Genomic DNA, 16,107 nt, shown 5'->3' on the forward strand with positions numbered 1-16,107 from the left:
TGTTTTATTTTGTGGGTATTACCGCACCGTCTGCAAACCATTTTTCTACTACCGCAATATATTCCTCCTTGGATAGCGGCGGTTTTTCTCGTTCCTTACCATTAGCATCTACCCCAGGGTTCCATGCCCATAAAACCAGTGCATCTTTAGTAAGGTGTTCCACGAGGGCTTCATGATTTTTACCGCCATTGGTTTCTGTATTCAGTAAGCGTTCCGCAATTTCTATTCTGGTTAATCCTTGCCATCCCATAGAGGCAGGTGCCAATCCCCAGTGGGGTGCTCCTGGAACTCCCGAATAGGGATTGTTTTCTTTTTGATGACAGGTATGGCATTGGGTAACCTCAAAACCATGGTCATCTGCTGCTCTGGCCATATCAAAATGATGCGGCTTCCGTTCCATGCCTTGTTTGGGCAGGTTGTCTGTCGGGTGGCAGTTCATACAACGGGGATGGGTTAAAACATCCATCAATTGATTAAACGTAATTTCGTTAGAAACTGCTACTGGCTTATCTATTGTTTTATAATCGCTTACGTGGACGGATTTATTAAGACCGAAGAGCATTCCCGTGAGCAGAACTAGCAGGAATAGTATGGGGAGCGATTTTTTCATCCTTTCGTTTTTTCCAAGATACAAAATATAGCAAAGCCATACCTTTGCCGTTACAACCTAAACCTGTATTATTTTGATTAAAGAATTGCAAGAACGAAGTGGTAACCAATGCGAGCTTTGTGGTAGCCAAGATAATTTAGAACCTTACATTGTTGCTCCAAAAACAGGAAGCATTGCCGAGGAGTGCGCCCTGCTCTGTGCTGTTTGCACAAAACAATTAAATCAGCCAGAAACCGCAGACCCTAACCATTGGCGTTTGTTAAATGATAGTATTTGGAACCCCAATGCAGCAGTGCAAGTACTTTCCTTTAGAATGCCACATCATCTTAAACACGAAGGCTGGCCTGTAGATTTATTAGATATGATGTATTTAGAGGACGATACCCGCAGTTGGGCAGAGGCTACATTACCCAATGTAAATGCTCTGGTACACAAAGACAGCAATGGTAACTATATGGCATTCATATCTAGTCTCTAAATCTGCTACCATTATATCCAACCAACTGTCCTCTGGCAGTGTAACCGGGTAATAAAATAGTGCGTTGGCCACCACCTTTAACATTAACATGAATTGGTAATTGTTCTATTTGCCCTTGAACCACTAACGAATGAGGCATTAAAACTAAGAAAAGAATATTCTTTATCAAGATTACTGATTTTTAAGTTCCACCTTTAGATTCGGCACAACAAAAATGTTACAATAAAAGTCTAAAATTTTTATCCCAAGTTAATTCCAAGAATTCAAAATGAAATAGTTGTAATGAAATTCTTATATTAAAAGTAATGTTTTTCATTCATACCCGAATATCCCCCACTATCTCTTAAGTCAAAAAGGCTGGAAATAATAAGGCTATATCGAAATAATGTCTTCCGAAATATCCAATTAACCACATTTTTCAAGACGTTCACAACATTATACCATACCCGCTACATGCTATTGGCGTCCTAAGCGTTATTACTTACACAATATTAAAGATTTGGGGTATGCTTCTGTTTTGCCTTCAAATCCATCTACCAATAGTTTATGTATTCGTTTAACGTACGTTATAAAATATCTTTAGCCTATAAGCTGATAATTTCTTTGTTAGTTTTTATTTGGACAATCTCTAGTAATGCCCAAATTAACAATAACAGATATCGTGTTGATTTAACTTCACAAGATATGGGACCTTGTGGAGGAACCAATGATGGGCTAAGCTTTGTAGATGTATTGGCAAAAACAAATCTTACCAATAACTTTGAAATTGCCTTTGACCTTCCAGATGGGGTTGACTATGTAACGGGTTCAGCAAGTATAACCCTACAACAAGGTTCTTCAGATTTTACATTATCGGAAGTTGATATATCCAATTTAAATCAACCCATCTTTAGAATAGAAAGACCTGGAGATGTTAATTGGGCCGTAGCAGACCGAGTAAGATTCAGGTTTAGAAAAACAGCAAATTGCGATGCGGTTGTATATTCTTATTCCGGAGGGCTTTTTAAAGATGCCCATACCATAACTTATAACGACAATAACGGCGCACAATCCGTTTCAGATACAGACCCTACAATTAATTCATACGAGCTAAGACGTGCCTATATTGCCGTTTTAAATTACGCAGATGTAAACGCCACAGTTGGCCAGACACTTTCCAGAACACTCGACATCACCAATTCTGGAAATGGAAATGTTAGTGAAATTGAACATAATGTAACCATAGGTGCCAACCTTACTTCTTACAATTTGTCTTTTAATGGTACTCCTTTGACGCCATCAAATGTTTCTGGTACTATGTATACCTATACTATAGACCTCAACCAAGCTCCTTTTGCTGGTAACATTGGTGATGGAGATGCCATTTTTGAGAATGAGACCATACAACTTACAGAACAGTTTACTGTGACCAGCTGTGGAGATACTAATATTTCACATCAACCTACTTGGGGCTGTAACCCAATGGAAACCTGTCAATTGTTGGAGCCTATTACCGGTCAAGTCATTGTAGATGAAACAGAACCGGTTATTGAGGTTAATGAAATAGGGTATATACAAACTTTTGAGCTAAACGGTGGGCATACATATACCATGCAAATTGCCAACACTTCAGCAAGTGCCGCAGCTTATGATGTCAATATCAATTCTGGTTTTGGCGACCGCAACTTAAATAGGACTACTTCATCTATAGATAATCCGCTATATGGAAACGATCGCACGGATGATACGTCTAAACAGATGTCCAATTTCACAATTGGTGGGACCGGTTTTACACCAAATATTAGACCGCAAAATCTTGGTGTAACTTACGGAGCAGGTTCTTTTTACATTCCAGAAGATTTCTTTAATACCGACCCTGATGGTCCAGGTGGTCTGGAAGACTTGGACGGGGATGGGTTTTTCGATGATTTAGCTGCAGGTAGCACTACCGAAATTACCTATGATGTAATTGCGGTTCCAAGAACCGCCAGTTGCACCGATAGCGGTTTTACTTATGTACGAAGTATAGATGTCATCACCGAGGCATTTGCCTACAACCAATGTAACGTAGAACTTGGGGCCGGTACCCGTGATTCACATAGAACTACCTTGAACAGGGGTACGCCTCTTACAAATTTTCCCGGAGATATGTTTCCTGGGCAACCCTTTAATTTTGATGTGACCAGCAGAATGAATTTAAGCACCAATTCTTCTCTTGGTAGACCTGTGTGTAATGGTATTGAATTATTCTCAAATGACCCATCTACCTATATTACCGTAACCCTTAATGTTCCAACTGGTGTATTACTTGATGGAACTCCCGCGGGTTTTACCCAAGTGGGCCCCAATGAAATTGTTTATACAACAGATCAATTAGATTCGGGTGATGTTAGAAACTTAAATGAAGTAACTTCATTTCCCTTGATCCTAGATTGTGGAACTTATACCGGAGGATCAACCGCTTCTTTCAATTACACCAGTACATTTACCTCTTCTTGTTTTACAGAAGATATACATTGCGCTACTTTCTCAAACATTCGTATGCAGTGTACAACAGGCTGCAATGGGGTATCTATGAATTATTTTGAGTCTGAGAGAGAATCCCTTGGATATACATCAGATGACAAAACCACCCAGATAACCCCAGATCCCAATCTGCATAACCTTGACACTTACATGTTCAAGGACGATATGGTTATAAGAACACAAGCGGTACTTAAAAATACTACAACAGATAACCTTTTCTTTAACCTAAATTTTGAAACGGAAAGCATTGATGCAGGAGATGAAGACTTGTTTCGATTTATTACCGGTAATATAGAAATCAATGATCTTTCATCCGGTACCCAAAGCGGCGCCATAAATAATACAGATGTTAACATTGTTTCCTTAGGGGGAAATAACTATCAAATGCAGATAGATTTAAGTTCCTATAGAACTTTAGTAAGTCCTACCTATCAATACGGAGAACCTATAGGTTTGGGAGCTCCTGAAGAAGACGAGATATCACTGGAATTACACTTACGCTTAAATGAGATACCAACAACTTTAAGCCTATTCAATTTAGAGAATTTTTACGGGGAGTTTTATTATAATGACACTTTTAATACGCCCCAATATTGCAATGCAATTGGCGATCAGGTCTCTTATTTTAGACCGGACATGTATATTTCGGCTAGAAATCCCATAACGGCTGCCGACTGCGGGACTACAAATTTGGAATTTATAGTTGGTTTAAGAAGTTTAGGGAGCTATGATCCGTTTCCCAACGAATATAGGAATTTGATGGAATGGTCCTCTATTAGTGTTACCCTGCCCACCGGGTCAGAATTTTACGGGGATGTAAATACGCAAACCTACCCAAGTAGTACGAACGATGTGGTGTGGACACAACTTGGCAATACTATAACTATTACCCCAGATACCAATCACAGAGAACGTGATGTGGAAGGATTATTTTATCCCCGAGTCAACGTTGGCATAAGAGGAACGGTAGATAGCCCACCTGTAAGCACTTGGGATTGGTCTTATGAATATACAAGGTATCCTGATTCTGCTGAGCCGGAAATCATAAACAATAGTGGCACCAATAATTTTGAATATACGCAACCGGAATTTAATATATCTTCGATATCCCCAGTTATTATAGGGGATAATGTAGGGGCCACTTTTGAAGTTGATTATTGTTTAGACAGCCAAACAGCTATTGATTTTACCTGGTTGCGGATTGCCAATGGAAGTAATTTTACAATTACCAGAGCTTATGAGGTTAGCGGGGGCGTAGAAACTGACCTCACTTTTACGTCAAATTCCACTCACTCTTTTATACAAACGGAACAATTTACTTCTGGCATAAATACCTGCAAAAAAATAAGATTTGATGTGGATTATACCCAATGTTCGCCATTTGATTTTCAAGTGGACCATTCATGGAGTTGTTCTTCGTACCCACCGGACTTTTCTACTACAACATACATAGACCCATATACCCTAAGACTGGAACCAAGAGACGCGGTTCTTCAATTCGCAATTTTGAACGAACCGGCCGGTCCAGTAGATATGTGTACACAGTTTGATATTGACCTAGAGTTGAGAAATGCGGGCAATGCCAACCTTATAGACCCCTACGTTACCATCAACCTGCCTTTTGACGCTACCTATTTAACGGTTAATAATGTTGCGGTAGAATACCCAAGGGGTTCGTTATTGGAGATGGTTACATTTGCAACAAGCGGAAATACAATAACACTAAATTTAGGAGAAGATACCGATATCAATTCAAATAATGGGTTAATGGGGGCCATTAATTCGGCTTTAATTGAAGACCAAATTGCCAATATCTATATTGATTTGGAAGTAACCTGTGATTTTGCTTCCAACACCGCAATAACCTTTTCAGCAATCGGGAACAATCCTTGTGGCAGCCCCGCTACCGGTAATAATAGCCAGTTAAGTACAAATTCAATAATTATTAATGGGGCAGAGCCTTATTATGATGCAGTATCTACCATTACACTTCCTAATAGCGGTACATTTTTAGGTTGTACAACAGAAACTGTTTCCGTATCAAGTACTATTGTTGGTGGTCCTACGGGAACCATGGATTATGCAAGAATTGTTCTGCCAGATGGCCTAACTTATGAAGCCAACTCATTTTCATCCACAAGTTCATTTGCTGCAACTTTTAATTCTGTCACCGTAGTGGGAGACCATCAGGAAATACTATTGAATATGCCTTCTGGGGCTAATAACGGTGATATTATTGATTATACCTTTGATGTTACACCAACGAATACTACCACTACCTGTAGCCCAAATGACCGAATTGAAGTTTATAATTTCGTGACTATCAATACGCTTAGTTGCGGTGGCATTTCATGTGGTTCCTATGATGTGCCTGTAGGCGACACATATGAGGAGGTTGCAATAGAAAAAGCTATAATAGGCCATGACGGAACTTCTAGCAGTGCTTCTTTTGAATATACTATCACCTCAAACAATGCGGAATATTCTTTATCCTTTGTATTGGAAAATACAGGGTCCGAAGACTTGCCGATCAATACGGCATACGAAGTGTATTGTACGGATGGTGCTGGCACCCCAAATGGTTCACCGATCTATAATGGGTCAACGGGCCAAATCATAACCTCAGGCAGTTCAGTAACAATAACTGACAACTTTATAACCTTAGGGTATTGCACAAACCCCACAGAATTGTACATATCATTTGCTCCCTCAAACAATAACTGTCATTGCAACGAACTTAACTTCATAGTACCGGTAAATGCTCCTGATACTGATGGAGATGGAGTTCCGGATTACATTGATTTAGATGATGATAATGATGGAATTTTAGATTCAACTGAAGATTTGAACTCCGATAACGATAATGATCCATATACAAATCCTACGGATTTTGATGGAGACGGTATAGCCGATATTATTGATTTAGACGCGGACAATGATGGTATTCCAGACAATGTGGAGGCACAGACCACAACGGGCTACATAGTCCCAAACCCAGATGATGCTGGCACATACACGGCAAACAATGGTGTGAACAGTGCTTACCTAGGTGGTATTACCCCAATAAATACGGATGGAACGGACAATCCGGATTATTTGGATTTGGATAGTGATAATGAAGGCGGGGATGATACTGCCGAAGCACAAATAATATTGACAAACAATGATGCGGACAACGATGGCTTGGACGATGCCACCGATGCAGCTCCGGATTATTCGGACGTGGGCGGTACCGTCGATAACCCTCTAGGTACTCCAGTGGTGTTGCCAGATGTTGATAATGATGCCACTACCGGCGGAGATGTTGATTTTAGGGATGCCATTGATGACAGTGTAGACCACGATGGTGACGGAATACCTGATGTGATAGATTTGGATGATGATAATGATGGGATACCGGATATCCTAGAGTCGAATGGGATTGATCCAGACTCCGATTCAGATGGCGATGGCGTGCCTTATTACATAGATGATAATGATACAAATCCGACTATAGGTAATGATGACAGTCAAATACAACCAAACCTTGACATAGATTTAGATGGCGTGCCAAATCATTTGGACCTAGATTCTGATAATGACGGAATTTATGATGCCGTAGAAGCTGGGCATGATGCACCCCAGACCAATGGAATGGTCAATGGAAATGTTAGCAATGATGGTATTCCTGATATTGTCCAATCTTCTCCTGATAGCGGTACGATCAATTACACAGTTCAAGATTCTGACGGGGATGGTATTATTGACAATTTTGAATTGGATTCAGACAACGATGGATGTAACGATGTTTTGGAAGCAGGGTACACAGACGGTGATGCGAACGGGGTTTTAGGAAACAATCCGGTAACCATTGACACCTTTGGTGTTGTAACTTCTGGACCTGATGGATATAGCGTTCTCGCGGATTTGAACACCAATTCTATATATGATTATCGTGAAGCAGGCGCCATGCCATTTATAAACACGCAGCCCTTAGATATCCAGGCCTGCACAAGTGGAAGTTATAGTCTATCCATAGATGCTTTGAACGTAGACAACTATCAATGGCAAGTGTTCGATGGGACCAACTGGATAGACCTTACAGATACCGGAATTTATAGTGGTACATCATCAAATACCATTACTATTACAGATCCAACTGTTTCTGAAGATGGCAACAGATATAGGGTGCAGATATCCAATACTACCTTTGTATGTGGATTGGATACTTCCGACGAGGCGATACTTACGGTTGGTGAAACGCCAGTGATAACTATTGAAGACAGTAGCGCAATTGAAGGTGATGACATGGTATTTAATGTAAATCTGTCATCAGTAACCTGCCCTAACGAAGATATTACTGTAACAATACTAAAGACAAACAGGTCTGCCGATGACACGGATTATGATTCAAATTCAATACAAGTAACAATTCCAGCCGGAAGTACTACCAATACTTTCTCCATAGAAACTTTTGAAGATGTGGCTATAGAAAACACAGAAGATTTTACCCTATCAATAGCAAGTATAGATGCGGGCACAGTATCGGACTATAGTGATACGGCAATAGGAAGTATTTTAGATAATGATTCTGATATAGATTCCGATGATGACGGTATTATTGATAGTCTAGAAGATGCTAATACTGACGGAGATTTTGACCCATCTACGAACCCAACAGATTCCGATGGCGATGGAGTTCCTAACTATTTGGATATCGATAGCGATGATGACGGTATTCCTGACAATGTGGAAGGTCAAACTACAAATGGCTATTTGCCGCCTTCTCTAACGGATACTAACACTAACGGATTGGATGACATCTATGAAAATAACGGAATTCTTGGAATTACCCCAGTGGATACTGACCAAGATGGAACTCCAGACTATTTAGATCTTGATAGTGACAATGATGGGTTGCCGGATAACCTAGAAGCTCATGACCACGATATGGATGGTATAGCCGACGTGGTTTATATTGGATCCGATAAAGATAATGATGGCTTGGATGATGGCTTTGAAGGACAAGAAGTTATTGATTTGGATGTAAATGATGAGATAGACGATCCTTTGAACAATTTGCCAAATTCTGATTTGGACAATGAATCGGATTATAGGGATGAAGACATTGTAGTTGACTTGGAAATTTTAAAAACAGCCAGTGTCATTCAGGCAGCCGTAGGGGATGAAATAATTTTTACAATAACTGCTAAAAATAATGGAGTTTACTCAATAACAAACGTTGGAATTGAGGAGGTTTTACCTGCAGGATTTACGTTAGTTGATTTTACCGTGGATATAGGAAATTATGATTCAGACGCAGGGATATGGGAACTTCCTACCTTAGAACCTAGGGTCATGGCGACATTAAGGTTAACAACTAATGTAACAGAAATTGATGATTATACCAATGTGGCCATATTATCCTTTATAGACCAAATTGATGGCAACCCTATAAACGATACAAGTGAGGTAACCATTGAGGTTACAAAGGAGGAATGCCTTACAGCTTATAATGAGTTCTCACCTAATGGCGATGGAACCAATGAGGTTTTTTACATAGAATGTATAAATCAATATCCAGATAACTTATTAAGTGTTTATAATAGGTGGGGAATATTAGTTTTCCAAATGAAAGGCTATGACAACTCATGGGATGGAACATCTACCCACAAGGTAACCATAGACGCATCTGAGAAATTACCAATAGGGACATACTATTATACTTTAAACCTTAATGATGGTGTAACACCTTCAAAAGCTGGTTGGTTATATATAAGCAGATAGAAAATGAAAAAAACGTACATCATAATCATATCTATTATACTTTGGTCAAATCTTTCGTTTTCACAACAAGATCCACAGTATACACAGTATCAATATAACCCTATGACCGTAAACGCAGGTTATACTGGTTCTAAAGGCCATCTTACAATGGTTTCATTATATAGAAATCAATGGCAGGGAATAGAGGGAGCTCCCGAGACGTTAACCATTGGCCTGGACAGTCCAGTTGGGTTCGCTGATGCCTTGGGCCTCTCCATTATACAGGATAGATGGGGCCCCGCTTCGGAAACCTATGTGGATGCCAACTATGCCCACCAGTTAATGATGAATGGGAAGGGACACAAACTTGGGCTGGGATTAAAGGCTGGAGTCCGTTTTTTTAGTCTAGACTTTTCAAAAGGAATTCGCCAAGAAGATAATGATGTGGCATATAGCGAAAATATTAGTGGTAAAGTGCTTCCTTCTGTGGGTCTTGGAGTATTCTATTATACAAGAAACGCCTATTTTGGATTTTCTATACCCAATATATATCCTTCTGAGCATTTCGACAGGGAAATACAGCGTAAGACAGACGAAAGAATGCATTTAAATTTTATTGCAGGCTACGTATTTAGACTGAATGAGTCTCTTAAATTTAAACCCTCAATTTTTGCCAAACAAGTTGCTGGAGCCCCTATTTCCCTAGATATTTCCGCCAATTTTCTAATCCATGAAAAATTCAACATAGGTGTAAATTATAGATTGGAAGATTCAGTTGCCGGTATTTTTGGCCTACAAATAACCCCTAAATGGGATGTAGGATATTCGTATGATTTCACCACTAGCGATTTAGGCAACTTTAGCGCCGGTACACACGAAATCTTTTTACGATATCGATTAATATCAATAGTAGGAGGAATCAAGTCTCCTAGATATTTTTAAAGCATAAAAGGACCATGAGAAAACCAACAATCGCATTCTTTATGCTTGGTTCCATATTGTTGGGAACCCAATAAACTGATGATTTTAATTATGGGGCAGTAAGTCCAAGAAAAGTGGTATTTTCCTCTTTGCGAGATTCCTCAATTTTTACAAAAAGAACAAATAAATGGAATAATCAACCCTATTTGGATTTATATGTTGCAAAAATGAAGAGGAAAAGGATGACTTTAAAAATGCCGTTAAATCCTCCAAGAATATAAATTCAAAATATCATCAAGATTCGGTAATGCTTACTCTCGATAATAAAACCATGTTTTTTACTAGAAGTAATTATGGCAAAAAACTAAAAAGAGACAAATTTGTAAAACAGAAATTGGATGTTAGCACGGTTTAAATGAAACAGTCGATGTGGAAGTGGCCATGAAGCCCCCGGAAAAATAATAGCCATTTGAAAAGTTGAATCAAGAATACAAAAACTGAAATGATACATTTTGATTTTGACAAGTAGAATGTAGGGAAGGATGCTGCTGAAGAATTGGACAACTTAGTGGACATTATGAACGAATTTATCTATTATCAATAAAATTGAATCCCAAACAGATTCGCGGGGTAGTGATGTGTATAATCAATATTTATCTAAAAAAAAAGCCAAATCTCCCATGGAGAATATTATTTTACAAGGTATTGATACTAACAGAATTGTAAGTGCAATTGGGTGTCTTGAGAAAAAAAGTTTATCAATTCTTGACATGGATGCAAACCTGTAATAAAAAACATTATCACAGTAGACATTAAGAATTTATAATAGTTGAATTTTAAGAAAAATACATTTTTTTATATACCAAAATCTTATGAAACCTTCTTTTACAAAAAATAAAATCTATAAGTGGTATTTTCCAATAATCGTTTTTTCTGTTATTTGGTTAACCAATTGTACCGCGGACAAGGAATTTTATAACATGTACAATGATAATGGAAATAAGGAAATAATTATTGATTCTTTGGCACTAGATAGTGAAATAATAGAAGAGCTGGTGTTGTCGAGTAAAGCTGGAATTGAAGTTAGTCTTGAAACAAAAGCCCCGGTAATTTATGGCGCAGATGAAAGAGCTACGGTGGTTGGTCCGGTAACCATAACGGCACTATCCACTCCGCAAGAATTTCTTGGCAGGGATGGGGTAAGTATTAACTTGGTCCGGTATGGAAAGCATGGCTGGGATGATAGGTTGCCCTATTATGACGCTTCCCTTGGAGAACAATTGCCCATAACGCTGCAACCGGGAGACGTGGCAATAGTAGCGGGCTCTATTTATGGAGAAAATGAACCTAGAAATGCCAAGATCGAATATATGGTAATAAATTGCGTTTCAGAGTTGCCATCCGATCCTGATACTTATTTTAGCCCGGCACCGATAAGGTCGCCTTTGGCGACAAGTCCCCGCGTTTCATATAATATAGATTTAGATGCGCTTATTTCGGAGCTGCCTACGCAACCTATAAATGGACCGGTTCCGTCAATTGAAGATATTAAATCAATATTCTGCCAAGATTACCCCACGATTAGGATGATAGATGCCGATCATAATGTGTACGGATATGAGCCTTTTATAGCACCAGGTATGAGTATGCGATCTGGTTACCTTAATAAGGGATATTCGCAGTTTTTGGTACCTACCTTTGCATTTGCGGCCATGTATATACATGATCCGGCTACTTCCTTAGAGGACCGGAAAGAAATCTTGGCTTGGATGATACGTCATGGTCTGGATGCCGCTGATCCAATAATCGAGGATGGGTTTGAAAACACTTGGGACAACGGGGGCGGTCATAATCAATTCGCTCAAATAGCTATAGTATATGCGCTTAAAGCTACAGGAAGGGACGAAATAGCAAGGAATTGGCTTAATTATGAGAACTGCAATGCAGGTATTCAACCTTTTATTATGACCGAGGAACTTTTAGCAACCTGCAAGCGGCATAACAACACAAAATGGCCATTCACCTATAAAGAAAGGGAAATCTTGGCAATTGAAGGGAATGTAATGACGTTAACTTCTGATGTATATGATCCCTATTGGTTTGTTGGTGACGGCCTTCTCGTGATAGACCAAGATAATGAAGTTGCAACAATTACCTCTGGGCAGTCATCTACCCGTAGGGAGGGATATAACACATTTAAAATTGAAGTAGATGATATTTCCATATTTTCCGTAGGAGATGTTGTTAGTTTTGAACCGCCCTATGAATTGCATGTTGGTAACCCCTATTGGTCAATAGGAGGGAGTACGAATAGTAGACCTCCTGTAAGGAATTTGGGTTGGACATCTAGCTGGAGCACCTTCAATCCCCATCACCATCCTCAATATTACCCTATAAACCAAGGTACTTTACCTCTAATTGTTGCCGTTAGAATGCTAGATGTTTACGGTCCAAGATGGCAGGCCGTTGAGGCACTTGTTATGGCCTCCAGACATGAAGATTATCCAGCGGCTGGATTTGACTACGAAACGATTAAAGTGACTCAAACCAAAACATGGAACTATTCGCCAAGTATGGGTAACTTCTACCATGCTACGGAATACTATGATTCTTTTATAGATGATTTATTAGAAGAGCCGCATTTGATAAAGCAATAGTAATTTAGAATAATGTTTGGGTGTTCCATACAGGCCAAAGATTACTCGAACATCTTATCAATTTTCGATATTAAATAATTAGCGAACAACGTTGTGTATATAAAAAACCATTAACTATAATTCTTTATGAAAATTGATTTAGTGATTGTGGATGATTCAATTATGTGGGAATCCATAGCTTTGAAATTAGCCAAATCAAACCCTTTTGTTAAGTCAGTAATTACTTTTAATGATTCTTACGATGCTTGAGTGTATCTTCAGAAATCCAATAATGTTACAGTTCTGACAGATATTGAAATGCCTGGGATGAACGGACTTTCTTTTGTGGAAATGTTTAATGAGAAAATGCATATCATTACGAGTTCTACCCAAACTGATTATGCTATTCATGCTAGGGAAATGGGGTGTGAAGACTTCCTTGCTAAACCCTTTACCAAGCAACTATTTGATAAATCTATAGAAAATATTGTTAATATGAATAAGTCTTCAGTATTCGTTCAATCATAACATAATGTACCAACTTGATATTTTTGAATATTAGCGATTTTCCATAACAAGCCAATCTTTTTGATCGAATTTTTTTATGCGTTGTGTCATGCAGATCATATGACTTTTTGTATTCGGGATTATTAAACCATAAATAAAATTACATAGATCAAGTCAAATATCTATTGTTTTATAATCGCTTACGCGGACGGATTTATTAAGACCGAAGAGCATTCCTGTGAGCAGAACTAGCAGGAATAGTATGGGGAGCGATTTTTTCATCCTTTCGTTTTTTCCAAGATACAAAATATAGCAAAGCCATACCTTTGCCGTTACAACCTAAACCTGTATTATTTTGATTAAAGAATTGCAAGAACGAAGTGGTAACCAATGCGAACTTTGTGGTAGCCAAGATAATTTAGAACCTTACATTGTTGCTCCAAAAACAGGAAGCATTGCCGAGGAGTGCGCCCTGCTCTGTGCTGTTTGCACAAAACAATTAAATCAGCCAGAAACCGCAGACCCTAACCATTGGCGTTTGTTAAATGATAGTATTTGGAACCCCAATGCAGCAGTGCAAGTACTTTCTTTTAGAATGCTACATCATCTTAAACACGAAGGCTGGTCCGTAGATTTATTAGATATGATGTATTTAGAGGACGATACCCGCAGTTGGGCAGAGGCTACAATACCCAATGAAAATGCCCTGGTACACAAAGACAGTAATGGCAATATTTTAGCTATAGGGGACAATGTGGTTTTAATACAAGATTTAAACGTAAAAGGCGCTGGTTTTACCGCTAAAAGAGGTACCGCTGTGCGTAATATTTCTTTGGACCACGAGAACGAAACCTATTTAGAAGGCAAAGTAAATGGGCAGCATATTGTGATATTAACCAAATACGTAAAGAAAATTTAAACTACTCTGCATACAAAAGCTAAACCTAACCTTTACAATTGCCTAATATAAAGTCATTGTATTTTTGAGTTCTTTGCCAATGTATGCAAACCGACCAAATTCAAAACACAGAAATTAAAAAATTAGGTGAGGCGGTAAGAAATTCGAATTCCATTGCATATACAAAACTGTTCGATTTGCTTTGGGAAGATATGTATATTTTTGCTTCTGCCATCCTTACAGATCAACAGCTTGCCAAGGACATTACACAAGAAGTTTGGATAGACTATTGGAATAGACGAAAATCCATAGAGGCAACCCATATTAAGGCTTATTTATACAAGGCCATACGCTATAAATGTTATAACAGTCTAAGAAGCAGACCCTTTTCAACAACACACTTAGAGGCCGCCAAAACACTACCTGCTTCATCATTTATTGAAGAAGAAGAAAATCTTATAGCGCTCAACAACAAAATCCAAATAGTGCTTAAAGATTTACCAAAACGATGCCAGGAGATATTCGAGTTAAGTAGAATAAATAATATACCCAATAAGGAAATTGCTAATCAACTAAATATCTCTCAGCGAAGCGTAGAAAATCAAATCTCTTTTGCACTTAAAAAGTTAAGACAAGAATTAGCCATTATTAGAATATTCTTCTTCTAATTTTAAGCAATGTTTAGTTAATTGTTAATGAAACCTAGCTTAGGTTAAGAAAACATTATTGCTTAAAAATCGTATGTGTGTTAGAATGCTTTCTTGGTATTTACCTATGAGAACACATTCTAATGACAGAAAAAGAAATTAAAAAACTACACAAAAAGTTTGCTGACGGCACCCTCTCTTCAAAAGAGGAAAAAATTCTAGAAGCATTCAATGCAAAGCTTCTAAAGCTCCATAGCACTAATGTGAACTTAAAAGATAAACATAAAACAACCACAAAAAGTCAAATTGCGTACCATGCAAGCAAACATCATTATAAAAAAAGAATTGCAAGTAGAATTTCTACAGTTGCCGCTGTTGTTCTATTCGTTTCTGCAGTAGGTTATTTTACCATTCCCAGTTTAATCCCAAAAAATCCTTCTCCCGAGGTCTCTTTTTTGACCAAAGAGACACTATGGGGGCAAAAAATGAATATCACTTTGGCAGATGGAACAACCGTAAGACTTAATTCTGGTAGTACTTTAAAATTCCCGGATAAATTTATTGGTAAAACCAGAACCGTTTCACTTGTTGGAGAGGCTTTTTTTGACGTGGCCAAGAATAAAAAAAAGCCATTTGTAATTAAAACAGAAACAATGGAAACGACCGTTTTAGGAACAAGTTTCAACATAAAGGCATATACGGAGCAAGAAGATATAGAGGTAGCTGTTCTAACAGGTAAAGTTAAGGTAGCTGCAAACAATACCTCGCTACTGCTCAATCCATATGAGCAAAGTATATTCAATAAGAACTCTACGGTTTTTACTAAAAATAGTATAGCTAAGACACAATTTCCAAATTGGAAAGACGGCACCCTTTCCTTTGATGATGAGTCTTTACTAAATGTAGCACAAGCTTTAGAAAAATGGTACGGAATTACCATTTTATTTGATAATGAAGCATTAAAAGCGTGCCACTTAACCGCCACCTATGAAAATGAAAAACTGAAAGCGGTATTAAAGAGTTTGATGTTTACTAAAAAAGATATGGATTACAGTTTTATTGATGAAAAAACCATAATCCTAAAAGGAACATGCAATGATAACTAACCTAGAAAACCTTTACATATGATTTAGAATAAAACCAAAAAACAACAGTCCGGA

Annotated in this window: 9 protein-coding genes; 8 read left to right on the forward strand and 1 reads right to left on the reverse strand. The window is 38.3% G+C overall.

Annotation, left to right across the window (positions count from 1 at the left end):
• Window positions 1-4: 4 nt before the first annotated feature.
• Window positions 5-610: a hypothetical protein gene (locus ACXAGS_RS00325; RefSeq protein ID WP_474903577.1), complete on the reverse strand. Its 606-nt coding sequence runs from the start codon at window positions 608-610 to the stop codon at window positions 5-7.
• 73 nt (window positions 611-683) lie between these two features.
• Here ACXAGS_RS00325 and ACXAGS_RS00330 point away from each other — a divergent pair, with 73 nt between their 5' ends.
• From ACXAGS_RS00330 to ACXAGS_RS00365, 8 genes are all read left to right on the forward strand, one after another.
• A complete protein-coding gene (locus ACXAGS_RS00330) occupies window positions 684-1,088 on the forward strand; it encodes a hypothetical protein (RefSeq protein ID WP_474903579.1) in 405 nt (134 codons plus the stop codon).
• A gap of 546 nt (window positions 1,089-1,634) precedes the next feature.
• A complete protein-coding gene (locus ACXAGS_RS00335; RefSeq protein ID WP_474903581.1) occupies window positions 1,635-9,359 on the forward strand; it encodes a T9SS type B sorting domain-containing protein in 7,725 nt (2,574 codons plus the stop codon).
• A 3-nt stretch (window positions 9,360-9,362) separates the two neighbouring features.
• Entirely contained in the window at window positions 9,363-10,280 is a 918-nt protein-coding gene (locus ACXAGS_RS00340; protein ID WP_474903583.1) for a PorP/SprF family type IX secretion system membrane protein, read from the forward strand.
• 851 nt (window positions 10,281-11,131) lie between these two features.
• On the forward strand, window positions 11,132-12,916 hold the full coding sequence (locus tag ACXAGS_RS00345) for a hypothetical protein (RefSeq protein WP_474903584.1): 1,785 nt from the start codon (window positions 11,132-11,134) through the stop codon (window positions 12,914-12,916).
• Between the two features lie 249 nt (window positions 12,917-13,165).
• Window positions 13,166-13,423 carry a response regulator transcription factor gene (locus tag ACXAGS_RS00350; RefSeq protein ID WP_474903586.1) on the forward strand — a complete coding sequence of 86 codons (258 nt, stop codon included), beginning with the start codon at window positions 13,166-13,168 and terminating at the stop codon, window positions 13,421-13,423.
• Between the two features lie 328 nt (window positions 13,424-13,751).
• Window positions 13,752-14,321: a PhnA domain-containing protein gene (locus ACXAGS_RS00355; RefSeq protein WP_474904782.1), complete on the forward strand. Its 570-nt coding sequence runs from the start codon at window positions 13,752-13,754 to the stop codon at window positions 14,319-14,321.
• Window positions 14,322-14,404: 83 nt separating this feature from the next.
• Window positions 14,405-14,968 (forward strand): sigma-70 family RNA polymerase sigma factor, encoded by a 564-nt coding sequence (locus tag ACXAGS_RS00360; RefSeq protein WP_474903587.1) that lies wholly within the window; start codon window positions 14,405-14,407, stop codon window positions 14,966-14,968.
• 122 nt (window positions 14,969-15,090) lie between these two features.
• Window positions 15,091-16,053: a FecR family protein gene (locus ACXAGS_RS00365; RefSeq protein ID WP_474903589.1), complete on the forward strand. Its 963-nt coding sequence runs from the start codon at window positions 15,091-15,093 to the stop codon at window positions 16,051-16,053.
• Window positions 16,054-16,107 lie beyond the last annotated feature (54 nt).

The sequence above is a fragment of the Croceivirga sp. ABH4_376 genome (assembly GCF_056160685.1).

What these genes read in the sequence shown, in the direction of transcription:
- ACXAGS_RS00325 (WP_474903577.1), bottom strand. Translation starts at nt 610, where the DNA reads ATGAAAAAATCGCTCCCCATACTATTCCTGCTAGTTCTGCTCACGGGA.
- ACXAGS_RS00335 (WP_474903581.1), top strand. Translation starts at nt 1,635, where the DNA reads ATGTATTCGTTTAACGTACGTTATAAAATATCTTTAGCCTATAAGCTG.
- ACXAGS_RS00340 (WP_474903583.1), top strand. Translation starts at nt 9,363, where the DNA reads ATGAAAAAAACGTACATCATAATCATATCTATTATACTTTGGTCAAAT.
- ACXAGS_RS00345 (WP_474903584.1), top strand. Translation starts at nt 11,132, where the DNA reads ATGAAACCTTCTTTTACAAAAAATAAAATCTATAAGTGGTATTTTCCA.
- ACXAGS_RS00360 (WP_474903587.1), top strand. Translation starts at nt 14,405, where the DNA reads ATGCAAACCGACCAAATTCAAAACACAGAAATTAAAAAATTAGGTGAG.
- ACXAGS_RS00365 (WP_474903589.1), top strand. Translation starts at nt 15,091, where the DNA reads ATGACAGAAAAAGAAATTAAAAAACTACACAAAAAGTTTGCTGACGGC.